At 70.2% G+C, this 25,910-nt stretch carries 26 protein-coding genes and 2 pseudogenes; 15 read left to right on the top strand and 13 right to left on the bottom strand.

All coding sequences use genetic code 11. The annotated features are described in order from the left end of the window. Positions 1–3: 3 nt before the first annotated feature. Positions 4–453 carry a large conductance mechanosensitive channel protein MscL gene (mscL, locus tag OG905_RS23725; protein ID WP_328676873.1) on the top strand — a complete coding sequence of 150 codons (450 nt, stop codon included), beginning with the start codon at positions 4–6 and terminating at the stop codon, positions 451–453. A gap of 226 nt (positions 454–679) precedes the next feature. Here mscL and OG905_RS23720 read toward each other — a convergent pair whose 3' ends face one another. After that, positions 680–886 (bottom strand): hypothetical protein, encoded by a 207-nt coding sequence (locus tag OG905_RS23720; protein ID WP_328676870.1) that lies wholly within the window; start codon positions 884–886, stop codon positions 680–682. 162 nt (positions 887–1,048) lie between these two features. Here OG905_RS23720 and OG905_RS23715 point away from each other — a divergent pair, with 162 nt between their 5' ends. The 3 genes from OG905_RS23715 (at position 1,049) to OG905_RS23705 (ending at position 4,320) form a co-directional block, all read left to right on the top strand. Continuing rightward, entirely contained in the window at positions 1,049–2,254 is a 1,206-nt protein-coding gene (locus OG905_RS23715; protein WP_328676868.1) for a low temperature requirement protein A, read from the top strand. A gap of 68 nt (positions 2,255–2,322) precedes the next feature. Next, entirely contained in the window at positions 2,323–3,402 is a 1,080-nt protein-coding gene (locus tag OG905_RS23710; protein WP_328676866.1) for a P1 family peptidase, read from the top strand. 144 nt (positions 3,403–3,546) lie between these two features. Next, the gene (locus OG905_RS23705) at positions 3,547–4,320 is read left to right on the top strand and encodes a DUF6227 family protein (protein WP_328676864.1); all 774 of its coding nucleotides are present in this window, start codon (positions 3,547–3,549) and stop codon (positions 4,318–4,320) included. Positions 4,321–4,366: 46 nt separating this feature from the next. On the opposite strand, the pseudogene OG905_RS23700 reads toward OG905_RS23705, so the two are convergent. After that, positions 4,367–4,471, bottom strand: a pseudogene (locus OG905_RS23700) (D-beta-D-heptose 1-phosphate adenosyltransferase); the annotation flags it as partial. 124 nt (positions 4,472–4,595) lie between these two features. Continuing rightward, complete coding sequence (locus OG905_RS23695) at positions 4,596–6,104, bottom strand: MFS transporter (protein WP_328676863.1); 1,509 nt, start codon at positions 6,102–6,104, stop codon at positions 4,596–4,598. Positions 6,105–6,166: 62 nt separating this feature from the next. On the opposite strand from OG905_RS23695, the gene OG905_RS23690 reads away from it, so the two are divergent. Continuing rightward, entirely contained in the window at positions 6,167–7,129 is a 963-nt protein-coding gene (locus tag OG905_RS23690; RefSeq protein ID WP_328676862.1) for a helix-turn-helix transcriptional regulator, read from the top strand. A gap of 81 nt (positions 7,130–7,210) precedes the next feature. On the opposite strand, the gene OG905_RS23685 is transcribed toward OG905_RS23690, so the two are convergent. Continuing rightward, complete coding sequence (locus OG905_RS23685) at positions 7,211–8,209, bottom strand: sigma-70 family RNA polymerase sigma factor (protein WP_328676861.1); 999 nt, start codon at positions 8,207–8,209, stop codon at positions 7,211–7,213. A 147-nt stretch (positions 8,210–8,356) separates the two neighbouring features. Between OG905_RS23685 and OG905_RS23680 the strand changes: the two genes are divergently transcribed. Continuing rightward, positions 8,357–8,884, top strand: coding sequence for a GNAT family N-acetyltransferase (locus OG905_RS23680; RefSeq protein WP_328676860.1), 528 nt, complete (start codon positions 8,357–8,359; stop codon positions 8,882–8,884). Positions 8,885–8,923: 39 nt separating this feature from the next. Here OG905_RS23680 and OG905_RS23675 read toward each other — a convergent pair whose 3' ends face one another. Then, positions 8,924–9,706: a dioxygenase family protein gene (locus OG905_RS23675; RefSeq protein ID WP_328676859.1), complete on the bottom strand. Its 783-nt coding sequence runs from the start codon at positions 9,704–9,706 to the stop codon at positions 8,924–8,926. Positions 9,707–9,812: 106 nt separating this feature from the next. Between OG905_RS23675 and OG905_RS23670 the strand changes: the two genes are divergently transcribed. After that, positions 9,813–10,337 carry a MarR family winged helix-turn-helix transcriptional regulator gene (locus OG905_RS23670; protein WP_443043973.1) on the top strand — a complete coding sequence of 175 codons (525 nt, stop codon included), beginning with the start codon at positions 9,813–9,815 and terminating at the stop codon, positions 10,335–10,337. Between the two features lie 172 nt (positions 10,338–10,509). Here the strand turns inward: OG905_RS23670 and OG905_RS23665 are convergent, their stop codons facing one another. Together OG905_RS23665 and OG905_RS23660 are read right to left on the bottom strand one after the other, a co-directional pair. Beyond that, complete coding sequence (locus OG905_RS23665; RefSeq protein WP_328676855.1) at positions 10,510–12,036, bottom strand: MFS transporter; 1,527 nt, start codon at positions 12,034–12,036, stop codon at positions 10,510–10,512. A gap of 95 nt (positions 12,037–12,131) precedes the next feature. Next, positions 12,132–12,779: a TetR/AcrR family transcriptional regulator gene (locus tag OG905_RS23660; RefSeq protein WP_328676851.1), complete on the bottom strand. Its 648-nt coding sequence runs from the start codon at positions 12,777–12,779 to the stop codon at positions 12,132–12,134. A gap of 260 nt (positions 12,780–13,039) precedes the next feature. Here OG905_RS23660 and OG905_RS23655 point away from each other — a divergent pair, with 260 nt between their 5' ends. Next, complete coding sequence (locus OG905_RS23655) at positions 13,040–14,383, top strand: M6 family metalloprotease domain-containing protein (RefSeq protein WP_328676850.1); 1,344 nt, start codon at positions 13,040–13,042, stop codon at positions 14,381–14,383. 172 nt (positions 14,384–14,555) lie between these two features. On the opposite strand, the gene OG905_RS23650 is transcribed toward OG905_RS23655, so the two are convergent. Together OG905_RS23650 and OG905_RS23645 are read right to left on the bottom strand one after the other, a co-directional pair. After that, on the bottom strand, positions 14,556–16,220 hold the full coding sequence (locus OG905_RS23650) for a class I adenylate-forming enzyme family protein (protein ID WP_328676847.1): 1,665 nt from the start codon (positions 16,218–16,220) through the stop codon (positions 14,556–14,558). 126 nt (positions 16,221–16,346) lie between these two features. Beyond that, the gene (locus OG905_RS23645; RefSeq protein WP_328676844.1) at positions 16,347–16,841 is read right to left on the bottom strand and encodes a MarR family winged helix-turn-helix transcriptional regulator; all 495 of its coding nucleotides are present in this window, start codon (positions 16,839–16,841) and stop codon (positions 16,347–16,349) included. A 189-nt stretch (positions 16,842–17,030) separates the two neighbouring features. On the opposite strand from OG905_RS23645, the gene OG905_RS23640 reads away from it, so the two are divergent. Together OG905_RS23640 and OG905_RS23635 are read left to right on the top strand one after the other, a co-directional pair. Continuing rightward, positions 17,031–17,999, top strand: a complete 969-nt coding sequence (locus tag OG905_RS23640; protein WP_328676842.1) for an alpha/beta hydrolase — start codon at positions 17,031–17,033, stop codon at positions 17,997–17,999. A 42-nt stretch (positions 18,000–18,041) separates the two neighbouring features. Continuing rightward, positions 18,042–18,902 (top strand): alpha/beta fold hydrolase, encoded by an 861-nt coding sequence (locus OG905_RS23635; RefSeq protein ID WP_328676841.1) that lies wholly within the window; start codon positions 18,042–18,044, stop codon positions 18,900–18,902. A 79-nt stretch (positions 18,903–18,981) separates the two neighbouring features. On the opposite strand, the gene OG905_RS23630 is transcribed toward OG905_RS23635, so the two are convergent. The 4 genes from OG905_RS23630 to OG905_RS23615 form a co-directional block, all read right to left on the bottom strand. Continuing rightward, entirely contained in the window at positions 18,982–19,401 is a 420-nt protein-coding gene (locus OG905_RS23630; protein WP_328676839.1) for an SRPBCC family protein, read from the bottom strand. After that, on the bottom strand, positions 19,398–20,777 hold the full coding sequence (locus OG905_RS23625) for a carotenoid oxygenase family protein (RefSeq protein WP_328676837.1): 1,380 nt from the start codon (positions 20,775–20,777) through the stop codon (positions 19,398–19,400). The genes OG905_RS23630 and OG905_RS23625 overlap by 4 nt, the downstream gene beginning before the upstream one ends. Next, complete coding sequence (locus tag OG905_RS23620; protein ID WP_328676835.1) at positions 20,774–22,090, bottom strand: MFS transporter; 1,317 nt, start codon at positions 22,088–22,090, stop codon at positions 20,774–20,776. Before OG905_RS23620 ends, OG905_RS23625 begins: the two co-directional genes overlap by 4 nt. A gap of 83 nt (positions 22,091–22,173) precedes the next feature. Further along, the gene (locus tag OG905_RS23615) at positions 22,174–22,740 is read right to left on the bottom strand and encodes a TetR/AcrR family transcriptional regulator (protein WP_328676833.1); all 567 of its coding nucleotides are present in this window, start codon (positions 22,738–22,740) and stop codon (positions 22,174–22,176) included. Positions 22,741–23,157: 417 nt separating this feature from the next. Here OG905_RS23615 and OG905_RS39195 point away from each other — a divergent pair. The 5 genes and pseudogenes from OG905_RS39195 to OG905_RS23595 all read left to right on the top strand — a co-directional run. Next, a pseudogene (locus tag OG905_RS39195) lies at positions 23,158–23,536 on the top strand (transposase); the annotation flags it as partial. A gap of 36 nt (positions 23,537–23,572) precedes the next feature. Continuing rightward, on the top strand, positions 23,573–23,731 hold the full coding sequence (locus OG905_RS23610; RefSeq protein ID WP_328676831.1) for a hypothetical protein: 159 nt from the start codon (positions 23,573–23,575) through the stop codon (positions 23,729–23,731). A 246-nt stretch (positions 23,732–23,977) separates the two neighbouring features. Beyond that, positions 23,978–24,649, top strand: coding sequence for a DedA family protein (locus tag OG905_RS23605; protein WP_328676829.1), 672 nt, complete (start codon positions 23,978–23,980; stop codon positions 24,647–24,649). Beyond that, complete coding sequence (locus OG905_RS23600) at positions 24,646–25,251, top strand: phosphatase PAP2 family protein (protein WP_328676827.1); 606 nt, start codon at positions 24,646–24,648, stop codon at positions 25,249–25,251. The genes OG905_RS23605 and OG905_RS23600 overlap by 4 nt, the downstream gene beginning before the upstream one ends. Continuing rightward, a complete protein-coding gene (locus OG905_RS23595; protein WP_328676825.1) occupies positions 25,248–25,904 on the top strand; it encodes a phosphatase PAP2 family protein in 657 nt (218 codons plus the stop codon). The genes OG905_RS23600 and OG905_RS23595 overlap by 4 nt, the downstream gene beginning before the upstream one ends. Positions 25,905–25,910: the final 6 nt, after the last annotated feature.

The raw sequence follows: 25,910 nt of genomic DNA, 5'->3' as shown, positions 1-25,910 counted from the left end.
GCGGTGAGCGAGAAGAAGGTAAGCGTCCTGGAGGGCTTCAAAGCCTTCCTGATGCGCGGCAATGTGATCGACCTGGCCGTCGCCGTCGTCATCGGCGCGGCGTTCACCCAGATCGTGAACTCTGTGGTGAAGGGCGTGATCGCCCCGGTGGTCGGAGCGTTCGGCACGCAGGAGCTGGATGCCTACAGCTCCTGTCTGAAGGGCACCTGCGAGGTGGTGAACGGCGAGGTCGACGGCATCAAGATCCTGTGGGGCTCGGTGCTCAGCGCCACGCTGACGTTCGTGATCACAGCAGCCGTCGTCTACTTCCTGATGGTGCTGCCCATGTCGAAGTACCTGGCCAGGCGGGCCGCCCGGGACGCGGCCAAGGAAGGCGCGAAGGAAGTGGTCGAGCTGACCGAGCTCGAGGTCCTGAAGGAGATCCGGGACGCCGTGGTGGCCCAGCGGGGCTAGGGAGTGTCTTCAAAGTAGCGTCGTCTGCCCGAAGGGCGGGCCTGGCGGCGTCTGGTGCGTGCGATCGCAAGGCGGAGGAAGGAGCCCACGCGGAGCGTAGGCGACTGACGACAACGCGGCGAGCGTGCGTGCCAGACGCCGCCAGGTGGGGGTACCTCCCAGGCGAAGCTCTGGGGGAGGGACTTTGAAGACACGACCTAGGGGCACGACCAGCAGTAGCGAAGGCTCAGACGTGGTGGGGCGGCTTCTCGTCGAGAAAGCGCGCCAGATCGCCCGCACTGTCGCCGCCGGCGAGAGGCCGCTCGCCCCACCCCCGGTCCGTATCGTCCGAGGATTGCTGGTCCAGCGGATCGTCGAAGATCAGTTGCGGTCGTGGGGACTGCTGCCGCGGCTGCTCCGCATCACGCGGTCCGGGGGCGGGGGCGGTGCTCATGCGTCCAGGGTACGGCGGCGGGCGGGGTACGTCACCGCGGGCGAGGCGCTCCGGCGGTCCCGCCCGAGCGTGGGCGAAGCGTCCCGGCGGTCCCGCCCGGGCCGTCCCGGTTCTTCGCGCGTCTCCGGGGTCCGCTCGCTCACCCTCTGCTGTGCTTGGCGCATGACTCACACGCCCGGCGCCGACCGGCCACCGACGTCGTCGAACCCGTCGAGCCCCCTGCGGCCGCTCGTCGCCCGGCGGCGTGACGAGGAACACCGGGCCGCCACGCCTCTTGAGCTGTTCTTCGACCTCTGTTTCGTCGTCGCGATCGCCCAGGCCGGTGTGCAGCTGGTGCATGCCCTCGCCGAGGACCACGTGGGGGACGGCGTTCTCAGTTACGTGATGGTGTTCTTCGCCGTCTGGTGGGCCTGGATGAACTTCACCTGGTTCTCGTCGGCATACGACAACGACGACGCCCTCTACCGCGTGGTCACCCTCGTCCAGATCGCCGGAGTCCTGATCCTCGCCGCCGGAGTCACGCGCGCCTTCGAGGACCACGACTTCCTGGTCGTCTGGCTGGGCTACATCGTGATGCGCATCGCGCTGACCTCGCAGTGGCTGAGGGCCGCGCGGTCCGCTTCAGGCGCCGAGCGGACCATGGCCCTGCGGTACGCGGGCGGCGTGATCCTCTGCCAGATCGGCTGGAGCGCCCTGCTGTTCGCGCCCGAGTCGGCCAGGGGCTGGATCTTCCTGGTGATGGCGATCGCCGAGATGTGCGTACCGGCGTACGCGGAGAAGGACTTCCACACCAACTGGCACCCGCACCACATCGCCGAGCGCTACGGCCTGTTCACCATCATCGTGCTCGGCGAGACGATCGCCGCGGCCACCATCGCGGTGAAGTCCGGCGTCGACGAGAACGAGGCGCTGGGCGATCTGCTGCCGATCGCCGGGGGCGGACTCCTCATCGTCTTCGCCGCCTGGTGGATCTACTTCGTCGTTCCGGCCCATGACCGTCTCACTTCCAGCAAGGAGGGATTCCTGTGGGGTTACGGCCACTACGGGATCTTCGCGTCAGCCGCGGCGATCGGCGCGGGCATCGAGGTGGCGGTCGAGCAGGCCGTGGGCACGGCGCATATCTCCACCACCGCCGCGTCGGCTGCCGTCACCGTCCCGTCCGCCGTGTTCATGCTGCTGGTGTGGGCCCTGCACGCGCGTTACTTCAAGGTGGGCACCGCCCAGCAGCTGATCCTTCCCGTCACCGCGGCGGCGATCCTCGCCTGTACGTTCGCGGGCGACTGGGCGGTCCTGGCCGCCGGTCTCGTCGCGGCGGCAGCGGTCGCGGCCGGCGTCACGCTCACCGCCCGGACGGCGGCCGCGGCGTGACCGACGCCACGGGCGGGACCGTCCCACCCCCGGGCGTTACGCCAAGTCCCGTGGTACGCATGGGCCTCATGGCAGCACATGACACACCGACAGACGGTCCTGCGGACGGGCCGACGAGCGGCCCGGCGGGTGGGCTGACGGACGTGGCCGGGCTCCGCGTCGGCCACGCGCGCGTGCCCGGCGAGCGCGCGCTCAGCGGCACGACCGTCGTCCTTGCCCCCGCGGGCGGCGCGATCGCCGCCGTGGATGTACGGGGCGGCGGCCCCGGCACCCGCGAGACCGACGCCCTCGACCCGCGCAATCTCGTCCAGCGCGTCGAAGCGGTCGTGCTGACCGGCGGCAGCGCGTACGGCCTCGAATCCGCCGCCGGTGTGATGGCGTGGCTGGAGGAGCAGGGCCGCGGCGTCCGCGTCGGCCCCGACCCCTCGCAGGTGGTGCCGGTCGTCCCCGCGGCCTGCGTGTTCGACCTGGGCCGCGGCGGCGACTGGCGGGCCAGACCGGACGCCGCGACGGGACGGGCCGCTGTCGAGGCGGCAGCCCGTACGGACGAGGGCACGCCGGTCGAGGAGGGTGGCGTCGGGGCGGGCACCGGTGCCGTGGTCGGGCAGTTCAAGGGCGGGGTCGGCACGGCGAGCGCGGTCCTGGACTCCGGGATCACCGTTGCCGCGCTGGTCGTGGCCAACGCCGCGGGCTCGGCGGTGGATCCGCTGACGGGTGCGCTGTACGGGTCGTACTTCGCGGGCCGCGTCGCCTACCCGTCCCCCGACGTGCACGCGGCGGCCCAGCTCCGCCTCACCGAGGCACGCGAGAAGAACGCCCCTCCCCCGCTCAACACCACCCTCGCCGTGGTCGCCACCGACGCCGTTCTCACCCGCGCGCAGGCGCAGAAGCTCGCGGGCACGGCACACGACGGCATCGCGCGCGCCGTACGCCCGGTCCATCTCCTCAACGACGGGGACACGGTCTTCGCCCTGGCCACGGGCGCCGTACCGCTCGACGAGGCCAGTCCGCTCGCCCTCAACGAGGTACTGGCGGCGGGCGCGGACGTGGTGACCCGGGCGATCGTCCGGGCGGTCCTCTCGGCCCGTGGCGTCGAGGGTCCGGGCGGGGTCTTCCCTTCGTACCGGGACCTGTACGACATCGACTGACGTACGGGACAACGCAGTTACCCAAAAGCACGGGAACTTCGCCCGGACTCCCTTCGTTTTCCTGAACCCCGGACGCGTTGTCAGACCCAGGGGCTACGTTTAGCAATCACCAAGTGACTTGCGGCGACGGCCTGGAGACCCATCTTGAACGATCCGTACGAGACTACCGAGACGCACCTCGAGCGACTCCTGGGGCGGGCGCTCAACTCGTTCGACCTGCCCGACTCGACGGTCGAACGGCTCGATTCGGCGCTGGCGCATGCCAGTTCGCTGCACTCCTCGCACCACAGCGCCGCGCTGCACCGCGCGACATACCGGCACGCCTATCTCCTCAGTGACGGCAGCTCCCTCGTCCTGTGGGAGCTGGTGCACAACACCGGACGGGACGGCTGTGAGCAGCACGAGCTGTACACCGAGGAGTCGGAGGCCCGTCTCGCCGCCTCGCGGCTGCCCGCCGGTTTCCCGGGCTTCGCCGGGCACGGAGGCGACGATGCGGGCTGCGCGGACGCGGGGCTCGACATGGATCTGGACGCGGACTGGGAGCTCCTGTCCAGCCTGATGGCGCCGCCCGCGACCCCGCTCCCGAGGATGTACGTCCCGGAGGACTCCGCGGACCACGCGCGCCGCGTGCTGCGCCGCGCGGAGAACGCCGACCGGCCGGGCGAGGAGACCGCGAGCCTGCTGCGGGCCGCGTTCGCCCACCACATCACGCAGGTCTTCGGCCGTCAGTGCCAGGTGGCGGGCAAGGACGCGGGCTTCACGCTCTACGAGCACGCGTTCCTGCTGCTCGACGGCACCGAGACGAGCCTGTGGGAGGTGGAGCACACGGCGACGCCGGACGGCCGCCACATGTGCGAGGTCTACGACGCGGAGCGCACCGCGCGCGACGCGATGGAGCTGCGCGCGCGGGTGCGCTGACCTCTCCGTGGTCCGGCGCCGGGTTCTCCGTGGTCCGGCGGCAGGTTCAGGCGCGTACGACGTCCGTACCCGCGGCCTCGACCGCCCCGGCGTCCTCGGGGCTGAGCCCGCTGTCGGTGACGAGCATGTCGACGTCGGTGAGGTCGCCGAAGCAGAGTACGTCCGTTCCGCGGCGTCAACAGATACGGCAGGGAACAACAACGAGGCCCGGCCCGGGACGCATCCACGCGTCCCGGGCCGGGCCCGTATCCGAGTACCCGAGTCCTTCGACCGCCTCATAGAGCGAGCGCAGGCTCCGCCTCCCGCTCGTCCGGAAGCTCCGCCTCGGCTCCCTCCACATGCTGCTTCGGCCGCGCCGGCAGCGCGAACATCACCACGAAGATCACGGCCAGCACCGCCACGACCCACCACAGCGAGTTCTGGAACGCGTCCCCGAACGCCTTCCCGACCGCACTCGGCGCCATCCGGTCGTCGATCGACCCGAAGAAGACGACCGACACCAGACCGAGCCCGAGCGCGTTGCCCATCTGCATCGTCGTGTTGATCAGCCCGGACGCCGAGCCCGAGTGCTCGCGCGGTACGTCCGAGAGGACCGCGTCCGTCAGCGGCGCCACGATCAGCCCCATCCCGGCGCCCATGACCGCCAGCGGCAGCACCATCTGCCAGGAGTGGATCGCCGTGCCGTACCGCCCGGCCTCCCAGATGTAGAGGACCAGACCCGTGGCCATCGTCAGCGCGCCCGCCTGGAGGACCTTGCGGCCGAAGCGCGGCACCAGCTTCTGGACGGACAGCCCCGCCGCCGTGGACACGGCGATGGAGAACGGCACCCCGGTCAGCCCGGCCCGCAGCGGCGACCAGCCGAGACCTATCTGCATGTAGAGCGTCCAGACCAGGAAGAAGATGCCGCAGGCGATGCCGAACGTGAGCTGCACGGCGATGCCCGCGGCGAAGCTCTTCACCTTGAACAGCGACAGCTCGACCAGCGGCGAACCGTCCTTGCGGGTCTTCCTCTTCTCGTACGCCACGAAGACGGCGCCGACGACCAGGCTGCCGGCCATGCACAGATGACCCCACAGCGGCCAGCCCAGCTCACGGCCGCGCGTCAGCGGGTAGATCAGCATCAGCAGTCCGGTGGTGACCAGCGCGACGCCGACGAGGTCGAGCCGGAGCGCCTTCGGGGCGCGGGACTCCGTGATGAACTTCCGGCCCAGGATGACCCCGGCGATGCCGACGGGCAGGTTGATCAGGAAGATCGGCCGCCACTCGAGACCGAAGAGGTTCCACTGGGTCAGCAGCGCTCCCAGCAGCGGCCCGGACACCGCGCCCAGCCCGATGACCGCGCCGAACATGCCGAAGACCTTGCCGCGTTCGTGCGCGGGGAAGGTTGCATGGATGATCGCGAGCACCTGCGGCACCATCATCGCGGCGGTCGCGCCCTGGAGCAGTCGGGAGGCGACCAGCATCTCCTCGTTCGCCGCGAAACCGCAGAGCGCGGAGGCGAGCGTGAAGCCGGTGATGCCGATCAGGAAGAGCCGCTTGCGGCCGTAGATGTCGCCGAGCCGACCGCCCGTGATCAGACCGGCGGCGAAGGCGAGCGCGTATCCGGCGGTGATCCACTGGATGGCGCCGAAGGACGCCCCCAGGTCCCGCTCCATGCTCGGGATCGCGATATTGACGATGGTGACGTCGACCAGATCCATGAAGGCCGCGGTCATGACGATGGCGAGAGCGATCCAGCGACGACGGTCTGAAGCCGTATCCGGTACGGCGGGCTGTGAACTCATAGGAAGAAAGTAGAGTAGATATAGGTCGGGTCATGTCCTAGATGACGGGCATCCTGGAAAACATGACGGACACTCCGGCACGACTCCTCAATCTGCTCTCCCTCCTCCAGACTCCGCGCGAGTGGCCGGGCAGCGAGCTGGCCGAGCGCCTCGACGTGAGCCCGCGCACCATCCGGCGCGACATCGACCGGCTGCGCGACCTCGGCTATCCGGTCGAGGCGACCAAGGGGGCGATCGGCGGCTACCGCCTGGTCGCGGGCGCCGCGATGCCGCCGCTGCTCCTCGACGACGAGGAGGCCGTCGCGATCGCGGTCGGCCTGCGGGCGGGCGCGGGCCATGCCATCGAAGGCATCGAGGAGGCCTCCGTACGGGCCCTCGCCAAACTGGAACAGGTGCTGCCGTCCCGGCTGCGGCACCGGGTCACCACCCTCCAGGCGGCGACGATCGCGCTGACCCGCGGCGACGGCGCGACGATCGACCCGCACACGCTGACGGTCATCGCGGGCGCGGCGACGGGGCGGGAACGCCTGCGCTTCGGCTACCGCGCGGGCGACGGGACGGAGACGAAACGGCAGGCCGAGCCGTATCGCCTCGTGTCGACGGGCCGCCGGTGGTATCTCGTCGCGTACGACATCGGGCGCGAGGACTGGCGTACGTTCCGTGTCGACCGGGTCTCGGAGCCCTTCGCCACGGGGGCGCGCTTCGTGCCGCGGGAGCTGCCGACGGGCAGCGCCGCGGAACTGCTGGGGCACACGATGTCCCGGCACCCGGAGCTCGACATCGACGTGAGCTTCGAGGCCCCCGCGTCGTTCGTCGCCGCGCGCCTGCCGGACGCCCTGGGCGTACCGGTGGCGACGGGCGAGGAGACCTGCCGCCTGCGCACGAGGGCGGCGGACTCGCTGGAGTGGCTGGCGCTCCGACTGGCGCTGGTGGACTGCGAGTTCACGGTCCACGCCCCGAGGAGCCTGGCGGAATACATGACGGACCTGGGTGCGCGCCTGACCCGCGCCACGACGGCCCGCTGACAGTCGGTCCGGACAGGGAAGGACCCCAGCACCGGGGGGGAGGGTACTGGGGTCCGCTTCAGGGGGCCCTTCGCGGGGCGCTTACGCCGCCGCGTCGAAGCCCGTGTCCCGCGCCATCCGCTTCAGCTCCAGCAGCGCGTGCTTCTCGATCTGCCGGATCCGCTCACGCGTCAGGCCGTGCTGCTTGCCGACCTCGGTCAGCGTGCGCTCCCGGCCGTCCTCGATGCCGTACCGCATGCGGATGATCGAGGCCGTGCGGTGATCGAGCTTGCCGATCAGGTCCTCCAGCCCCTCGCTGCGCAGCAGCGACAGCACCGACTGCTCCGGCGAGATAGCCGACGTGTCCTCGAGCAGATCGCCGAACTGCGTCTCGCCCGCGTCGTCCACCGACATGTTCAGACTGACGGGGTCGCGCGCCCAGTCGAGCACGTCGATGACGCGCTCGGGCGTCGAGCCGAGCTCCTTGGCGACCTCGGCCGGCTCCGGCTCGCGGCCTTTTTCCCTGTTGAACTCGCGCTGGACACGACGGATGCGTCCGAGCTCCTCCACCAGGTGCACAGGGAGCCGGATGGTCCGGGACTGGTCGGCTATGGAGCGGGTGATCGCCTGGCGGATCCACCACGTGGCGTACGTGGAGAACTTGAAGCCCTTGGCGTAGTCGAACTTCTCGACCGCGCGCACCAGGCCGGCATTGCCCTCCTGGATCAGGTCGAGGAGGGGCAGCCCGCTGCGTGGATAGCGCCGCGCCACGGCCACCACGAGCCGGAGGTTGGAGCGGATGAAGACGTCCTTGGCGCGCTCGCCCTCGGTGACCAGCGCCTCGAGCTCTTCGCGCGTGGCACCGCCCGCATCGCTCTCCACCTCTTCGTCGAGGATCTGCCGGGCGTACACACCCGCCTCGATGGTCTGGGACAGTTCGACTTCCTTGGCGGCATCGAGCAGCGGCGTACGCGCGATCTCATCGAGGTACATGCCGACCAGGTCGCGGTCGGCGATCTCCCCGCCCACGGCGCGAACGCTGCTTGCCCGGCCGGTCCCACTGGAGTCGGACTGACGGCGGGCAACGGCACGGGTTGCCATGCGAGCTCCCTTGCTGAGTAGGTCGCGACACCCTTCCGGGTGCCCTGCATCCGATGGAAACAACGACTGGAATCCGGACAGAATTCCCACGCCGTGGATCGATTTTCGTGATCTTGCAGTACCCTGTCGCGCCACGAGGGAGGAAGCGTGCCGCAGGATCACTCAGAGGTGCAGGTCAGGGCGGGCACGGAGGCGGATCTCGAAGCCCTCACGGAGCTCTACAACCACTACGTGCGTGAGACGTCCGTCACATTCGACACGTCCGCCTTCACGGCCGGTCAGCGCCGCCCCTGGCTGCACTCCCACCCTGAAGACGGCCCCCACCGCCTTTTGGTTGCTCGGGATGTCCGTTCTGCCCTACTTCTTGGATACGCGACGAGCAGCCCCTTCCGCCCCAAGCCCGCGTACTCCACTTCCGTCGAGGTCAGCGTCTACTGCGCCCCCGAGGCCGCGGGCCGGGGCATCGGCACCCTTCTCTACAAGGCGCTGTTCGAGGCGCTGGAGGGTGAGGACATCCACCGCGCGTACGCCGGGATCGCCCAGCCGAACGAGGCGTCGGCCCGGCTGCACGCACGCTTCGGATTCCGGCACATCGGCACGTACGAAGAGGTCGGCAGGAAGTTCGGCCGGTACTGGGACGTGGCCTGGTACGAGAAGAGACTGGGCGAGGGCTGAGCGGAGCCGATCACAAGAGCTGAGCCGAGCCGACCGCCCTCAGCCGAACTGGACCGACCGCTTGGCCAGGCCCATCCAGAAGCCGTCGATCACGCTCCGCCCGCTCTTGAGCTCACCCTCGGACGCCCCGAGGGTGACGAACAGCGGCGCGAAGTGCTCCGTCCGCGGGTGGGCCAGCCGCCCGGCCGGTGACTTGTTCTCGAAGTCCAGCAGCGCGTCCACGTCCGCCGCCGCGAGCGCCCGCTGCCCCCAGTCGTCGAACTCCACCGACCAGCCGGGAATTCCGCTCTGGCGCAGGGCCGCCAGATTGTGGGTGAAGAATCCGCTGCCGACGATCAGCACGCCCTCGTCACGCAGCGGCGCGAGCCTGCGGCCGATCTCCATCAGCTTCCGCGGGTCGAGTGTGGGCATGGAGATCTGCAGTACGGGAATGTCGGCGTCCGGGAACATCTCCACCAGCGGGACGTACGCGCCGTGGTCGAGCCCGCGGTCCGGGATGTCCTGCACCGGCGTACCGGCGCCGCGCAGCAACTTCCGTACCGAATCCGCGAGTTCGGGCGCGCCGGGCGCGGCATAACGCACCCGGTAGTAGTGCTCGGGGAAGCCCCAGAAGTCGTACACCAGCGGTACGGTCTCGACCGCGCCGAGCGCGAGCGGGGCCTCCTCCCAGTGGGCGGAGACCATCAGGATCGCCCTGGGCCGCGGCAACGACGCGGACCAGGCGGCGAGCTGACCGGGCCAGAGGGCGTCGTCGGCGAGCGGCGGGGCGCCGTGGGAGAGATAGAGGGCGGGCATGCGCTCCGCGACTGGGGTGGCACTCATGACAGCGGCTCCCGGATAGCTTCCGGCCTCGTGCGGCCTACTTTAACTTTCAAGCTAAACCCACCATAACTCCAGTTAGTTCAACTTTCAAGAATGTGGTCGTAGAGTGGGATGTATGAAGACGGCATCCACTGGCGGGGGCGGCCTCGAACCGCGTTGGCTCACCGAGGACGAACAGCGCGTCTGGCGCGCCTACCTGCATGCCACCACCCTCTTCGAAGACCACCTCGACCGCCAGCTGCAGCGCGACGCGGGCATGCCGCACATCTACTACGGCCTGCTCGTCCAGCTCTCCCAGGCCCCACGCCGCCGCATGCGGATGACGGAACTGGCCATCGACGCCAAGATCACCCGCTCCCGGCTCTCGCACGCGATCGCGCGCCTGGAGAAGAACGGCTGGGTCCGCCGCGAGGACTGCCCCTCCGACAAGCGCGGGCAGAACGCGGTCCTGACGGACGAGGGCTTCAAGATCCTGCAGAAGACCGCGCCCGGACATGTCGAGGCCGTACGGCAGGCCATGTTCGACCGGCTCACACCCGAGCAGGTGGAGCAGCTGGGCGAGATCATGCGGATCCTGGCCGAAGGGCTCCAGCCGCAGGACTCGGGCGCGGACCTGCCCTGGCTGCGCTGACCCGCACCCGCACGCGCACCCCACACTCACACCCGCACCCGCACCCGCACCCGCACAACGCCTGCCCCGCGCGTACAACCGCCGCATGTACAACCGCTGATGGCACGCGAAGGGCCCCGCCCGGGTTCACCCCGGGCGGGGCCCTGTCCGCTCAATGACCTCGTCGCACGCCTCAGTGCGCGACGACGGGAACCTTGATCTCGTCCTCGACACCGTCACCCGAGGCCGCGGTGACCGAACCGGCCCCCGGGCGCCCGGTGTTGATCAGCGTGAAGGCGATCGCGGCGGCGGCCGCGAGGATGCCGACCGCCCACCAGATGGCGTTCGAGTAGCCGTGCACCATGGCCTGCGCCTGCAGCAGCTTCTGGTTGGTGGCACCCGCCGCGTGAGAGGCGACGTACGCGGTCGTGGCCGAGGCCGCGATCGTGTTCAGCAGCGCCGTACCGATGGCACCGCCGACCTGCTGCGAGGTGTTCACCATCGCGGAGGCGACACCGGCGTCCTCCGGGCGCACCCCGTGCGTGGCCAGGGACATGGCGGGCATGAAGGCCGTACCCATGCCCAGACCCAGCAGCAGCTGCGCCGGCAGGATCAGACCGGCGTACGAGGAGCCGACCTCCAGCTGTGTCAGCATCAGCATGCCGGCACCGGCGACCAGGAAGCCCGGGCCCATCAGCAGCCGCGGCGCCACCCGGGTCATCAGCCGGGCGCCGATCTGCGTGGAGCCGGTGATCATGCCCGCGATCATCGGGAGGAAGGCGAAGCCGGTCATGACCGGCGAGTAGTCCTTCACGATCTGCAGGTAGAAGGTCAGGAAGAGGAAGAGCCCGAACATCGCGATGATCGCGAGGCCCAGCGAGAGGTAGACACCGCCGCGGTTGCGCTCGGTGATGACGCGCAGCGGCAGGAGCGGCGCCTTGACCTTGGACTCGGTGAAGACGAACCCGGCGAGCAGCACGGCCGATGCGACGAACATGCTCACGGTCAGGCCGTCGGACCAGCCGGCGGACTCGGCGCGCGTGAAGCCGTAGACGAGGGTGACCAGGCCCAGGGTGGACAGGACGACACCGGGGATGTCGAGGGTGGAGCGGTTGCGGGTGCCGGCCGGCTCACGGATGACGAAGTACGCGCCCGCGGCGGCGATGACCGCGAACGGGATGTTGACGAAGAACGTCCAGCGCCAGTTGAGGTACTCGGTCAGCACACCACCGAGGATCAGACCGACGGCGCCGCCGCCACCGGCGATCGCACCGTAGATACCGAAGGCCTTGGCGCGCTCCTTGGCGTCGGTGAACATCACCGCGAGCAGGGAGAGCGCGGCCGGAGCGAGCAGCGCGCCGAAGGCGCCCTGCAGTGCACGGGAGCCGAACATCATCGCCTCGCCGGTGGCCGCGCCACCGAGCGCGGATGCCGCCGCGAAGCCGAGCAGCCCGACCACGAAGGTCCGCTTACGGCCCCAGAGGTCGGCGATGCGCCCGCCGAAGAGCAGCAGTCCACCGAAGGCCAGGGCGTAGGCCGTGATGACCCACTGCTTGTTGCCGTCCGAGATACCGAGGTCCAACTGGGCGTGCGGGAGTGCGATGTTCACGATCGTCGCGTCCAGCACCACCATCAGCTGGGCCAGGGCGATGAACACCAGGGCTTTCCAGCGACTGGGGTCCGGAAGCGATATATCGGGGATACCGGCTGTTTTTGACATGGCTGTAGTCACCTAAGGGTGCGGAGAGGTCAAAACGGACGTGGTCAGAGAGACGTGATCAAGAGTTGTAGGTAGGACCCGCGAAGCCAACTGAATTAATCGGCACGCAGGTCCTCCAAGGTCGCGGCGGTGCCCGGCAGTTCGGAGCGCGCCGGCGCTTCGAGTCCGTCGAGGAACAGCGCCAGATGACGATGGACGAACCGGTCGATGTTCAGGCACGGGGTGCCCGGCAGCGGCCGGGTGAGCTGGGAGAGAGCGACGAGCAGATCTCCGACGGCGACATCGGCGCGCAGACGGCCCTGCTCATGGGCGCGGTCGAAGAGAGACTCGACGACCTCTTCGAGGCGCGCGCTCTCACGGGTCAGATCGGGATGGGACTTGTCGAAGGCACCCGAGAGCAGCGGGCACAGCGCCCCGATCCGTTCGTCGGCGGCCGCGTGGGTGAAGCGCCGCAGCGCCTCGAACGCGTCCGTCTCCTCGGCGGCGGCCTCCTGCGCCTGCTGCGTCGTGCGGGCGAGGACAAACAGGACCACCTCGTGGATGAGGGAGTCCCGGTCCGGGAAGTGGCGGTAGAGCGTAGCGTTGCCGACGCCGGCGCGGCGGGCGATCTCGTCGAGCGGGACGTCCGGTCCGAACTCCACGAAGGTCTCGCGCGCCGCCGTCACGATCCGCTCCCGGTTCCGCAGGGCGTCGGCCCGCGGCCGGGTGACGCGGCGCGCTTCGGTGTCGGCGGCGGGGCTCACGGGCTCCACTCCCTTTCGTGTCTGCCTCGTATCTCTACGTAAGCGGGGATCGTTTCCCCGTTTCGCGGGGACACGAGGTCAAACGGGGAAACCATCCCCGGTTATTTCCCGCATTCGATGTGACCTGCGTCACACACCCCTCGCGGCAAATACCCACGATCGGACCAGCCCCGCGCGCATCCCGCCACCGCCCGTCACAGGCTGATCGCACAAGCGCAGCCAGGGTCCGGCCTGCTGCCGCGGAGCCGAAGGGCGTTTGCATGAAGCCGACGCGCCACCGGATACGCAGAACCAGCAGAACCGGCAGAAGCAGTACTCGCAGGACACGCAGCACAGACGGAAGAGGTGGACGCGGCAGATCCCGCCGTCTCGGCACCCTCGGCGCACTCGCCTCCCTCGCGCTCGCCGCCCTCACCACGGCGAGCGCCACACTCCCGGCCCCCACCCGCGCCTCCGCGGGCCCGGTGGCCACCGCCGACGAGTCGGCGCTCGGGCCGTGCCGCATCGGCTCCACGCTGGGCGTCCAGATGTCGGAGGGCATGCCGACCCCGGCCGGCTACTCCCGCTCGACAGGCGAGGTCCAGGCCCTCAACCTGATGGTCGACTTCCCGGACGCGCAGGGTCCCGGGCGGGCACTGGACAGGCTCGCGGAGTTCTTCCCGCAGACCACGGACTGGTTCCGGACCAGTTCGTACGGACGCCTCACCTACCGTCCGCACACCCCGATCACCGACTGGCTGCGGATGCCGATGCCGTTCGCCGCGTACGGGATAGAGCGCGGCTCCCCCTATGAGCCGGGCTACCGCCAGCTGGTCCAGGACATCGCGGCCGAGGCCGACCGGGAGGTGGACTTCAGCGCGTACGACCTGATCAACATACTGGTCACGCCGAATGCCGGGCCCTCGGCGCTGGACACGGTGCTGTCCGTGACCTTCTCCGGCAACGACGAGGCACCCATGGCGGACGGCGTGCCGCTGGCCAACACGTCTTTCGTCTACAGCCGCCAGGATGACGGCTCCGGGTCGTACGCCGAGACGGGCTATCGCGTCCTGCCCCACGAGAACGGCCATGTCTTCGGACTGCCCGACCTCTACACCGCCGAGGGCGGGGGCGCCGTCGGCCACTGGGACATCATGTCCGAGGACTGGGGGGCGAACAACGACCTGCTCGGCTGGCACAAGTGGAAGCTGGGCTGGCTGGACGCCGACCAGATCGGCTGCGCGTCCGCGCCCGGCACGACGGAGTACGAGCTGACGCCGCTGGCCACCTCGGGCGGCTCGAAGATGGCGATCATCCCGCTGAGCGAGGACTCGGGGTACGCGGTGGAGGTGCGCACCCGGGCGGGCAACGACGAGGCCGTGTGCGAGCCGGGCGTACTGATCTACAGCGTGAAGTCCGACATAGACACCGGGCAGGGACCGGTGACGGTCGCGGACAGCAGACAGAACAGCGGCGGCTGTACGCGCCGCCCCAATGTGCACGCGGAACTGTCGGACGCGCCGTACCAGCCGGGCCAGACCTTCGCCGACCGGAAGCACGGCGTCCGCATCGCCGTGCTCGGGGAGAAGGACGGCACCTACCGGGTGCGCGTCACCCGTTCCTAGGGAGTGTCCGCAAAGTATCGCCGTCCGCCCGAAGGGCGGGGCCCGCGGCGTCCGGTGCGTGCGATCGCAAGGCGCCGGTGCGCCCTCGTAGCGGAGCTACTTGGGCGTATCGGCAACGCAGCGAGCGTGCGTGCAGGACGCCGCGGGCCAGGCGAGACTTTGCGGACACGACCTAGACCCTCTGCTCGCCCAAGAAGCCGCGCAGCTCCCGCTTGAGGATCTTCCCGGTCGGATTCCGGGGCATCGGCTCGTCCCGTACGAAGACATGCGCCGGCACCTTGAAGGCGGCGAGCGTACGGCCGACATGCGCCCGCAGCCCGTCCACGGTGACCGCGGCCCCGGGACGCAGCTGAACGACAGCCGCGACCTCCTCGCCGAGCTCGGGGTGCGGAACGCCGAGCACGGCCGCGTCGGCGACCTCCGGGTGATCGTGCAGGACCGCCTCGACCTCGACGCAGTACACGTTCTCGCCGCCGCGGATGACCATGTCCTTGAGCCGGTCGACGATGCTGACCCGCCCGTCGCGCACGGTCGCCAGGTCGCCGGTTCTGAACCAGCCGTCCTGGAAGGCGGCGGCGGTCGCGGCCGGATCGTTCCAGTACCCGCGCACCAACGCCTGCCCGCGCAGCCACAGTTCACCGACCTCGCCCTCGGGCAGCGGCTGCCCGCCCCCTCCGGCGACGCGCACTTCGGTCGCGGGTGTCGGCCGCCCCACGCTGCCCGGGTTCTCGCGGTATCCGGCACCGAAGTTGGCGAGTACGCCGCCGCTGGTCTCGGTGAGTCCGTAGCCGTTGCGCGGCTCGATCCGCTGCCCGTAGCGGGCCGCCAGCCGGGCCACGAGACGGGGCGGGGCCGCGGCACCGCCGGTGTTGAGATGCGTGAGCGTCTCCAGCTCCGACCCGGTCCGCTCGGCCGCGTCCAGCAGTTGAAGCGCGGTGGTCGGCACCCCGGAATAGTGCGTGACCCGGTGCCGCTCGATGAGCGCGAGGGCCTGCTCGGCGTCCCACTTCCTCATCAGTACGAGGGTCCCGCCGACCGCCATCGTCGAATACAGCGTGGTGAACGCCGCCACATGGAAGAACGGGAACGTCATCAGCGCCACGGGCGCGCGCCCCTGCCCGGGCATCACCCCGCGCGCGAGGGACGCGGCGGCGGCGTAGTACCGCGGATTGAGCGCGGCCCCGGCGTGTGCGAGCTGGGTGGCGACGGCGCCCTTGGGCCGCCCGGTCGTCCCGGACGTATAGATGATCGTGGCGTCGTCCTCGGCCCGCACCTCGACCTCGGGCGGCGCGAGAGTGGGGTCGTCCACCGGCGCGTACGCCTCGAAGCCTTCTTCCGCCGCACCGTGGAAGACGACCCCGGGCACCTGGTGCCGCAGCGCCCAGGCCCGCACGCGCACCAGCCGCTCGCCGTCCACGAGGAGCACCGTGGGCGTGCAGTCGTCGAGCGCGTACGTGAACTCGTCCTCGGTCCACCAGGCATTGAGCGGCACGGCCACGAGCCCCGCCAACTGGGCGGCCCAGAAGGCGACTTGCCACTCGGGGTGATTCCGCATGGCGACGACGGCCCGGTCGCCGGGGCGCAGCCCGTACACGTCGACGAGTCGCCGGGCGAGCGCGCATGCCTCGGCGAAGAACTCCCCGTAGGTCAGACTCCGGCTCTCCGCCAGGAGAAAGGGACGGTCGCCGTACGCCCAGGTCGCCTCGACGAACTCCCGCAGGGTGCGCGGCCCGTCGGCGTAGAGCAGCCCGCCGTCCTCACCCCGTACGACGGCGAAGGGCGCGCCGGGGGCGGTGAGTATCGCTTCGGGGCATACGGGGGAATCGGAGTGCGGCACGGGCGAGACGCTATGCCGCAGTGCGGGCGGCGTCAAGGTCGGTGTATCGGCCATCGAGCTGGGCATTGACCGACGAGCGGGGCATCGAGCAACGAGCCGGGCGGGGCGCGAGGGCGGCGAGCCCGGTCAGCCCGTGCCGGTCACATTGGCCGTCAGACGGCGCAGCAGACGCATCGCTTCCTGCGTCTCGTCGGGCGCCAGCCCCATCGCGTCCCCGATGGCGGCGGGGACCGCTCTGGCCCGCTCGCGCAGCGCCAGCCCTTCGTCGGTCGGGCTGACCACGACCACCCGCTCGTCGTCCGCGCGACGCTCGCGCTTGAGCAGTCCGTTCGCCTCCAGGCGCTTGAGCAGCGGAGTCAGAGTCCCGTAGTCCAGGTGCAGCGAGGCGCCCAGCTCCTTGACGGGCACTCCGTCCCGCTCCGAGCTGTGTTCCCACAGGACGAGCATCACCAAGTACTGGGGATAGGTAAGCCCGAGCGCCTCCAGCAGCGGGCGGTACCGGCCGGTGACCGCGCGCGAAGCCGCGTACAGGGCGAAACACAGCTGGTCGTCCAGGAGCAGGGAGACATCACCGCCACGCTCGGCGGACGGGGCGGCCTGGGCCGGCCGGGCGGCGCTCATCCGGGCCTCCTGCTTCCTTCGCTTCCTGGCTTCTTGCTGGCTTGTTGCCGGCTTCTTGCTGCTTCTTCCTGACGTGCAACACCTCAGCCTACCTTCTCCTCTCACCAAAGTTACTTGTGGACGTTTAGCTTGTGCACAAGGAAATCGTGCGCTAGCTTTTCGGTCACACACCACCACGAGGAGTGCGACATGAGCGCGAACACCGTCCGTCCCGTCCTCGAACCGGCCGCCGCCGCGTTCGCCGAAGCCACCGCCAACCCGCCGTTCCTCTTCGAACTCGCCCCCGGCGAGGGGCGCAAGGCGGTGGACGAGGTGCAGTCGGCCGAGACCGCGAAGCCGGACGTGGACGAGGAGTGGGTGACCGTCCAGGGCGGGCCCACCGGCACGGTCCGCGCCCGCATCGTCCGGCCCGCGGATGCCACGGGCACCCTGCCGGTGATCCTCTACATCCACGGCGCCGGCTGGGTCTTCGGCAACGCCCACACCCATGACCGGCTCGTACGCGAACTCGCCGTAGGCGCCCGCGCGGCCGTGGTCTTCCCGGAGTACGACCTCTCCCCCGAAGCCCGCTACCCCGTCGCGATCGAGCAGAACTACGCCGTGGCCCGCTGGGTCGTGACCGAGGGGGCGGCGAAGGGCGTGGACGCCGGGCGGATGGCCGTGGCCGGCGACTCGGTGGGGGGCAACATGGCCGCCGCGCTGACCCTGATGGCCAAGGAACGGGGCGATGTCCCGCTGGTTCAGCAGGTGCTCTTCTACCCGGTCACCGACGCCGCCTTCGACACGCGCTCGTACCGCCAGTTCGCCGAGGGCTACTTCCTGCGGCGCGACGCCATGCAGTGGTTCTGGGACCAGTACACGACCGACCCCGCCCAGCGCGCCGAGATCACCGCCTCGCCGTTGCGCGCCACCACGGAGCAACTCCGTGATCTGCCCCCGGCCCTGGTCATCACCGCCGAGGCCGATGTCCTGCGCGACGAGGGCGAGGCGTACGCGAACAGGCTGCGCACCGCCGGTGTCCCCGTGGTGGCCACCCGCTACCAGGGCATCATCCACGACTTCGTCATGCTCAACGCGCTGCGCGAGACCAATGCCGCCGGTGCCGCGATCGCCCAGGCCGTCTCCACACTGCACACCGTGCTGCACACCGCCCACTGACAGCCGCGACAACCACCGCAACTCACAGGAGGAATCACCGCCATGCCCCACATTTCCTCGCCCCGGTCCCGTCGCGGTCTGCTCGCCGCCGGCGGCGCACTCCTGGCCGGCGTCACCGTGCTGGCCACCCAGGCTGCCGGATCCGTCTCGGCCGCTCCGTCCCACCAGTCCGGCCACCACGGCTCCGAGCCGAAGCCGACCGTGGTGCTCGTGCACGGTGCGTTCGCGGACGCGTCCAGCTGGAACGGTGTGATCAAGCGACTGAAGCGGGAGGGCTATCCGGTCATCGCCCCGGCGAATCCGCTGCGCGGCCTCGGCAGCGACGCCGACTATCTGGCCAGTGCGCTCAAGACCGTCAAGGGCCCGATCGTCCTGGCCGGCCACTCCTACGGCGGCAGCGTGATCAGCGAGGCCGCGGTGGGGAACCCGAACGTCAAGGCGCTCGTCTACGTGGCCGCCTTCATACCCGAGAAGGGCGAGAGCGCCCTGGAACTGACGAACAAGTTCCCCGGCTCGACCCTGCCGCCCACCACCAGCCCGTCCGAGTACCCGCTGCCCGGCGGAGGGACAGGCACCGAACTCACCATCAAGCAGGACAAGTTCCGCGGGCAGTTCGCCGGGGACGTCCCGGCGCAGACCGCCGAGCTCATGGCCGTGACCCAGCGGCCGGTCGCCGTCACCGCGCTGGAGGAGAAGACGACCGGGACCGCCTGGAAGGACATCCCCTCGTACGCCCTCGTCACCACCGAGGACAAGAACATTCCCGCGGCCGCTCTCCGCTTCATGGCCGGGCGGGCCCACGCCAGGACTGTCGAGACGAGGGCCTCGCACGCCGTGACGGTCTCCCGGCCGGAGACCGTGAGCGCCCTCATCACCAGGGCTGCGAAGGCCACTTCACGCTGACCCAAGCCCATCGGCCGGCACCGGTCTCCCCGGTGCCGGCCGCCACGCGTCGAACCCGGCAAGATCCGAACGACAGGCCCTAGCTCTCCAGCTCCGCAGTGCGCTTGAGCTCGTCCAGCCAGGCGACCAGGGACTGTTCGAGGGCGGCGAGCATCCCGGCCGGGTCCGCGTCGACCGGCGCCCCAGCCCAGGACTCCTCGGTGACGACCCGCGTCCCGCCGTCGCCGGTCCGCTCGAAGGTCCAGCGGTGGATCCCGTCGATGCCCGCGGCGGGTCCGCCCCAGGCGATGGACCGGCCCGGTTCCATCTCCGTGACCGTCGAGGTGATGTCCAGGCCGTGGGTGAGCCAGCGGAAGCTCGTGCCCACCTTCAGCTCACCGTCGAGCGCGGCAAGGTCGATGCCGGAGTTCCAGGTCGGCCAGGTGGCGACGTCGGTGTGCAGCTGCCAGACGGTCTCGACGGGGGCCGCGATCGTGATCTCGTGACGCGTGGTGATCATGCCGCACCATCCTCGGTGTTGTTGTCGATCTCGACGTCGGCGTCGGCGATCCAGGAGCCGTGGATCCCGGACGGCACCCGGCGCGGCAGTTCGACCGTAGCAACGGGCTGCCCGGTGGGCGCGGAAGCGTCGAGGATCAGCAGCTGCGAGGCGTCCCGGTCCAGATCGCTGACGACGGTGAGCAGATAGCCGTCGTCCTCGCGGGTGCCGCCTTCGGCCGGTACGAACACGGCCTCGCCGGGCATCCGGCCGCGGCCCATGGGCACCAGCTCCCGTGCGCCGGTGGTGTGGTCGTGCTTGGCGATGGCGTACTCGCTCAGGTCCGGCCCGGGGAAGGCGACGGAGTAGCTGAAGCGGTTCGGCAGGCCGGTCAGGTCCTCGTTGATGGTGGGGAATTCGGTCACCAGGTCGTCCACCGCCTCCTCGCTCGCGGTGCCGGTCGCCGGGTCGAGGATCCAGCGGTGGCCGGTCGCGCCGACCATCGGCTGGGGCGCGTAACCGGGCGCGCCGATCCACCACTTCCACGTCTGCTCCCAGGCGCCGCGGTCGTAGCGCGGCCCGCTCAGCACGATCCGGCCGCGCTCGTCCTCGTACGCGTTGGCCACATGCAGCAGCGCGCCGGGCTCGACCTCGAACCACCGCACCTTGGCGGGCCCGGTGCGCGGCATGACGCCGATGCGCGGGGTGTAGGTGTCGCTCCAGCGGTACGGGATTCCTGACTGCTCGGCCGGGTTGAAGACGACCGGCAGGTCGAGCCAGATCACATGCCGGGCCGTGATGCCGAAGTCGTGCATCAGGGACGGGCCCGCGCCGTCGACGACCTCCGAGCGCACGATGTCGCCCTTGGCGTCGGCGACGTAGTACGTGAGATACGGCGGGAAGGGCCCGTAGCCGAAGAAGTGCAGTTCGCCGGTGACCGGGTCGGTCTTGGGGTGCGCGGTCATCGCAGTGTTCAGCCTGCCGCCGAAGTCGTACGCGCCGACGGTGTCCAGCTCGGGCGTCATCTCGTAGGGCAGGTTCACCTCCTGGAGCGCCAGGATCCGGCCCGCGTGCTCGATGACATGCGTGGCGGCGTCGCTGGCCTTGAGATTGGGTATCCCGTCGGCACCCATATAGGGGACACCGTCGAGCGCGGGGGTGTGGACCCAGCGGTTGCGGTACCACTCGGCGCGGCCGCCGCGCAGCCGCAGCCCGTGGATCATGCCGCTGCCCTTGAACCAGTGGGTGGGCGTGTGGCCGGGCTTGGGGTTGTGGCCGTTGCGGAAGTAGCGGCCGCTCAGTTCGGGCGGGATGGTCCCGTGGACGATCAGCTCGTGCGCGGTGATCTCGTCGACGACGGGCGTGTAGTGCCCGGAGACGTACGGCTTGGTGGTCATGACTGCTTCCTCCTGGTGAGCGTCGTGAGAGTGGTGAGCGCGGCGAGGACCGCCGCGGTGGCGAATGCGGCACTGTGGCCGGCCGCTGTCGGGGCGATGGCCGTCATCAGGGCGAGGCCGAGTGCTCCGCCGAGCTGGCGCGTGGTGTTGATCAGGCCCCCGGCCAGACCGGAGTCGGCGGGTGGCACGTCTTGGGTGGACAGGGCGGTGAGCCGTACGAACGCGGCTCCCAGTCCCGCGCCGATGAGGAGCGAGGGGCCGAGCAGATCGACGGCGAACCCTGCGTCGTCGGGCGCGCGGGACAGCCAGAGGAGTCCGAGGGTGAGTGCAGCGAGGGCCGCGGGCGTCCCGGCACGGGCGGGCAGCCGGGGTGCGAGCACGGACGCGGCGACGACGCTCAGCGCCAGCGGGAGTTGGGTGAGTCCTGCCGCCAACGGCCCGTATCCGAGGACCTGTTGCTGGTAGAGCGGCAGGAAGTAGAACAGCCCGACCCAGACCGCGCCGAGCAGCGTCATGGCGGCATTGGCGACGGTGACCTTGCCCGTACGCAGAAGCCGCGGCGGTACGAGGGGAGTCCTGGCCCGCTTCTGCCGTACGGCGAAGACGGCAAGGAGGACCAGGCCCGCGGCTCCCGCGAGGGGGTTCTTGGCGGTGAGGGCGTACACGAGCGCGGTCAGCCCGGCGGTCGACGTGAGCGCGCCCAGGATGTCGACCTCGCCGCCTGCGGGCTCGTCGGCGGGGACGAGGACGAGCGTGGCGGCGAGGGAAACGGCGGCGACGGGCACGGAGACGAGAAAGACCGCGGGCCAGCCGTACAGCTCGGTGAGCACCCCGCTGAGCAGCACCCCGGCCGCCCCTCCCGCCCCGGAGACCGCGCCCCACACACCGAGCGCCCTGCCCCGGCCGGCTCCGGGCGGGAAGACGCCCAGCACCAGCGCGAGCGCGGCGGGCGCGAGGAGAGCCGCGCCCGCGCCCTGGACGGCGCGGGCCGCGATGAGGACGGGGGCGGACGGGGCGAGACCGGCGGCGAGCGAGGCGAGCGCGAAAACGGCCATGCCCACGGCGAACACCCGGCGCCGGCCGAGCAGATCGGCGAGCCGTCCGCCGAGAAGGAGGAGTGCGCCGAAGGCGAGGACGTAGGCGTTGACGACCCAGGACAGGGCGGCGGGAGACATGGTCAGCCCGTCCGCGAGGGCGGGGAGCGCGACATTCACGATCGAGGTGCTCAGCACGACGAGGAACTGCGCGGTCGCGAGAGCGGCGAGGGCGGGACCCTGCCGTATGTCCGGTGGCGCTTCCGTCACGGTTGCCATGTCCCCTCCGAAGGAAAGAGTGATCAATCACTCACTAATTGACTGAAAGAAGAAGCCGCGGAGTGTGTGCGGCCCTGCCCTGCTCAGTAGTGCCGGACACCCGCGAGCAGGGTCCTGACCCAGGGCGCATCGACGTCCGTCGCACCGATGGACACCACGACATTGCACAGGAACCCGGCGGCGAAGAACCCTTGGATCAACTCGTCGGGCGCACCCGAAGCCGACCGCACGTACTCGACGAGCCGTGCGTACACCCCTTGCACGGCCGCCTTGATCGCGGGCTCGCTCGCCGCGCAGTTCGCATGCATCAACACCCTGAGCAGGTCATCCCGGTCCGCGATGAGATGCGCGTACGCATCCCTCATCGCATCCAGCACATCCGCCGGCGCGACACTCCCCACCTCGACGACCGCCCCGGCGAGCCGCTCCCGGACCAGCCGCCCGCAGTCCTCGACGACGGCGACGAACAGCGCCTCCTTGTCGGGGAAGAGCCGGCAGAGATACGACTGCGAGATCCCGGCACCGTTGGCCACCTCGGTGGTGGAGGTGCCGTAGTAGCCCCGCGCCGCGAAGGCCCCGGCAGCGGTGGCCAGAACCTCCGCGCGCCGGGCGTCGGCGGTGGAGAGCTGTCGCGTCCCTGTCGAACTCATGTGAGTAATACACCACTCACACCTTCCCCGTGTCAACCCCCCAGAGACCCCACACTCCGGCAGGGCCCGTCCCCGTCGGCCGGTCCGTATCCGCTACCCTGTCCTGGGCTGCTTTCAGCGGCAGCTCAAACCCGCCTCCGTGGGGCTTGCGGCAAACCTCAAAAGCCCAGGTCAGAGCCGTCCTGCGGATGCAGCCGAAAACGCTCCGCCCCCTTTTTCGGAACGCTCAACGCATCATTGCAGCTCAGAGCTTTGCCGACGGCGAGGTCGGCTTCCCCTCCCGCGTGCGACCGTAATGTCAGCCGCGCGTCCCGTGTGCAACCCCGATCCCTCCGAAGCCGAGCACATCAAAGCTGCGGTCCGACCGAGTCCCTTATCGCTGCCGGTTTCACCGCCCTCCCGATCAAGCTGCTGACGCTCGAACGGTTCCGCTCTCCGGCCCAGTTGAGGAATGTCCGACGCCGCAGGCTGGTCAGCCTGATACGGGCCAAGGCCCCGCGGATGGCCGAGCGTCAGGCCGACGACGTCTTCACCGCGCTGAACGAGCAAGACGTCGTCGTCCCCGGCACGGGCGCGGCGGTCCACAGCCTCTCCGGGCTGATGAAGACTGTCCTTGACCAGCGCAAACTCCTCGCCACGAGGATCGAGGAACCCCTGGAGGGCCAATCTCTTTCGAAGCTTCTGATCTCGATGCCCGGAATAGGGTCAGGACCGGAGCCCGCACACTCATCGGGCCGGCGACGGCGGCACCTTCCCGACCGCCGGACACCTGGCCTCCTACGCAGTTCTGGCTCCACAGGTAGGGCTTGTATGTGTTCGGCCCAAACGGCACATGTCTGCAGGGACGCGGCTGCCAGCAGGAGCGGCGCGGCTGTCGTGTTCCGCATTGCTCCAGGTCGTCGGCCGTGTGCGAGTCAGCGCCAGGCTCCGGCTGCCATCCCTGGCCCAGACACTGGGCGTCGAGGTCTACCGGCTGTTCAACAACGGCTGACGGGAACGCACGGCCGCCGGCCAGGCGCCTCCTGACTGCTGTCTGCGGCCTCTTCGCGGCCTACAGGGCACCGAGCACGCTCGCCTCCAGTTCGCCGGCCGGTCTGCGGTCGGCTGATGACCCGGCCATTGACCTCGTCCTTACTTCACGATCGTCTACAGTTCAGTAGACCGTCTACGAGGCTGTAGTCGCCCGGGTGCTCCGCCCGGCTGCCCTCTTCCGATTCCTTTGAGAGGCCCCACTGGCATGGCCGCTACCGTGCACGCCGCAACCGACCTCGCGGTCAACCTGCTCGACGCCCATTCCCTTCTGGCGACGTTCGGCGTGCTGGGCATAGCGGTGGTGATGTTCGCGGAGACCGGGCTGCTGGTCGGGTTCTTCCTGCCCGGGGACTCGCTCCTGTTCACCGCGGGCCTGCTGTGCGCCGGAACTGCGGACAAGGGTGCGACGCTCTCACTGCCGGTGGTCCTGGCCGTTTCCGTGGCCGGCGCGCTGGCCGGCGCGCAGGTGGGATACCTGATCGGGCGCCGCGCGGGTGGGGCCCTGGTGGCCCGCAGCCAGTCCAAGCGGCTCCGCGAGGGTGCCGAGCGTGCCCGGGAGCTGCTGGCTAGGTACGGGCACGCCAAGGCCATCGTGTTCGCGCGCTTCGTGCCCGTGGTGCGTACGGTTCTCAACCCGCTCGCCGGCGCGCTCAACGTCCCGGCACGCACCTTCACGCTCTGGCAGGTCATCGGCGGTCTGGTCTGGACGGTAGGACTGGTGCTGGCGGGATACGCGCTCGGCTCCTCCATTCCCAACGTTGACCGGTACCTGCTGCCGATCGTCGGCCTCATCGTCGCCGTGTCCCTGCTGCCCCTGGCGATCGAGCTGCTCCGCTCCCGTCGGACCGGCAAGCAGCAGAACGGATCCGTTGGATGACCCCCGCATACGACGGCTGGCACATCGACGGCTCTGCCTATACCGAGGTGATCGACCTCGCCCGCACTGCTCCGGGCTGGCTGGACACCTTGATCTCCGTCTGGTCGACCTACGGACTGGCCCTGTTCGCCCTGCTGATGGTGGCGGGGTGGTGGCGGGCCCGGCGCGCGGGCACCCCCGAGGTGGTCACTGCCCTCGCGGTCCCGCTGATCACCCTCCTCGCCTTCGGCGGGGACGCTCTGCTCAAGCTCGCTGTGCGCGAGGACCGGCCGTGCCAGATCCTCAAGGTGCCCACGCTGGAGGCGTGCCCCGCGCACGGTGACTGGTCCTTCCCCAGCAACCACTCCGCCCTCGCCGCCGCGGCCGCCGTCGCTCTGCTCTTCGTATCGCGCCGCCTCGGCATCCTCGCCTTGGTCGCGGCGGTCTTGATGACCGCCTCCCGGGTCTGGGTAGGCGTGCACTACCCGCACGACGTGCTCGCCGGGTTCCTCGTCGGCGCATCCGTGGCCTTCGTCTCGGCCTGGGGCGTCCGGCGGAATCAAAGGGCCCTGGCCGAGCGGCTGAAGAGCGGCCCGCTGCGTCCGCTTGTGGCCGGCACATGACTCGCGCCCGGATCACCCGGCTGGCCGGGTGGCTGGCCCTGACCGCGGCGGCGCTCTTCGCGCTGCTGACGATGTGTGTCGTGCGCGCCCCGCACCATCTGCTGCCCGCCGACACAAGCCTGCACCGCTGGTCCGTGGAGCACCGTCCGGTCGCAGCTTCCGCAGTGGCCCGCGCCCTCACCCACACCGGCACCGGAGTCATCCCGTACGCCCTGCTCCTGCTGGCGGGCATGTTCGCGGGCCGCACCACACGGCAGCGGGCCCTCACCAACGCCGCACTGCTCGCGTGCCTCGGAGCGGGGCAAGCCCTGCGCTACGCGGCGATGGCGCTGATCGCCCGCCCGCGTCCCGCGATCGGCGACTGGGCCACGCACGCCTCGGGCTGGTCCTTTCCTTCCGGGCACACCACCACCGCCGCGATGACCGCCGGGCTCCTGATCGCCGCCCTGTACCTGCGCGGCCTCCGGGTGCCCCGGACCGCGGTCCTTCTGATCGGGCTCTGGGGCGCGGCCGTCGGACTCACCCGCGTCTACCTGGGGGTTCACTGGTTCACCGATGTCATCGGGAGCTGGCTCTTCGCCACTGCCTGGCTGTCTCTCCTGGCCTCTGCGTACCTGTGGCGCGCGGGCGACCAGCGCCCGGCCGCCGTCTGACATGCG

The sequence above is a fragment of the Streptomyces sp. NBC_00322 genome (assembly GCF_036147535.1).
Lineage (GTDB): Bacteria > Actinomycetota > Actinomycetes > Streptomycetales > Streptomycetaceae > Streptomyces.
This window is presented reverse-complemented; position numbering and strand designations above follow the sequence as displayed.

Excerpts from the sequence above, each read along its gene's own strand:
- OG905_RS23720 (WP_328676870.1), bottom strand. The coding sequence starts at position 886 with ATGAGCACCGCCCCCGCCCCCGGACCGCGTGATGCGGAGCAGCCGCGG.
- OG905_RS23715 (WP_328676868.1), top strand. The coding sequence starts at position 1,049 with ATGACTCACACGCCCGGCGCCGACCGGCCACCGACGTCGTCGAACCCG.
- OG905_RS23710 (WP_328676866.1), top strand. The coding sequence starts at position 2,323 with ATGGCAGCACATGACACACCGACAGACGGTCCTGCGGACGGGCCGACG.
- OG905_RS23695 (WP_328676863.1), bottom strand. The coding sequence starts at position 6,104 with ATGAGTTCACAGCCCGCCGTACCGGATACGGCTTCAGACCGTCGTCGC.
- OG905_RS23690 (WP_328676862.1), top strand. The coding sequence starts at position 6,167 with ATGACGGACACTCCGGCACGACTCCTCAATCTGCTCTCCCTCCTCCAG.
- OG905_RS23685 (WP_328676861.1), bottom strand. The coding sequence starts at position 8,209 with ATGGCAACCCGTGCCGTTGCCCGCCGTCAGTCCGACTCCAGTGGGACC.
- OG905_RS23675 (WP_328676859.1), bottom strand. The coding sequence starts at position 9,706 with ATGAGTGCCACCCCAGTCGCGGAGCGCATGCCCGCCCTCTATCTCTCC.
- OG905_RS23665 (WP_328676855.1), bottom strand. The coding sequence starts at position 12,036 with ATGTCAAAAACAGCCGGTATCCCCGATATATCGCTTCCGGACCCCAGT.
- OG905_RS23655 (WP_328676850.1), top strand. The coding sequence starts at position 13,040 with ATGAAGCCGACGCGCCACCGGATACGCAGAACCAGCAGAACCGGCAGA.
- OG905_RS23645 (WP_328676844.1), bottom strand. The coding sequence starts at position 16,841 with ATGAGCGCCGCCCGGCCGGCCCAGGCCGCCCCGTCCGCCGAGCGTGGC.
- OG905_RS23640 (WP_328676842.1), top strand. The coding sequence starts at position 17,031 with ATGAGCGCGAACACCGTCCGTCCCGTCCTCGAACCGGCCGCCGCCGCG.
- OG905_RS23635 (WP_328676841.1), top strand. The coding sequence starts at position 18,042 with ATGCCCCACATTTCCTCGCCCCGGTCCCGTCGCGGTCTGCTCGCCGCC.
- OG905_RS23630 (WP_328676839.1), bottom strand. The coding sequence starts at position 19,401 with ATGATCACCACGCGTCACGAGATCACGATCGCGGCCCCCGTCGAGACC.
- OG905_RS23625 (WP_328676837.1), bottom strand. The coding sequence starts at position 20,777 with ATGACCACCAAGCCGTACGTCTCCGGGCACTACACGCCCGTCGTCGAC.
- OG905_RS23620 (WP_328676835.1), bottom strand. The coding sequence starts at position 22,090 with ATGGCAACCGTGACGGAAGCGCCACCGGACATACGGCAGGGTCCCGCC.
- OG905_RS23615 (WP_328676833.1), bottom strand. The coding sequence starts at position 22,740 with ATGAGTTCGACAGGGACGCGACAGCTCTCCACCGCCGACGCCCGGCGC.
- OG905_RS23610 (WP_328676831.1), top strand. The coding sequence starts at position 23,573 with ATGTCTGCAGGGACGCGGCTGCCAGCAGGAGCGGCGCGGCTGTCGTGT.
- OG905_RS23605 (WP_328676829.1), top strand. The coding sequence starts at position 23,978 with ATGGCCGCTACCGTGCACGCCGCAACCGACCTCGCGGTCAACCTGCTC.
- OG905_RS23600 (WP_328676827.1), top strand. The coding sequence starts at position 24,646 with ATGACCCCCGCATACGACGGCTGGCACATCGACGGCTCTGCCTATACC.
- OG905_RS23595 (WP_328676825.1), top strand. The coding sequence starts at position 25,248 with ATGACTCGCGCCCGGATCACCCGGCTGGCCGGGTGGCTGGCCCTGACC.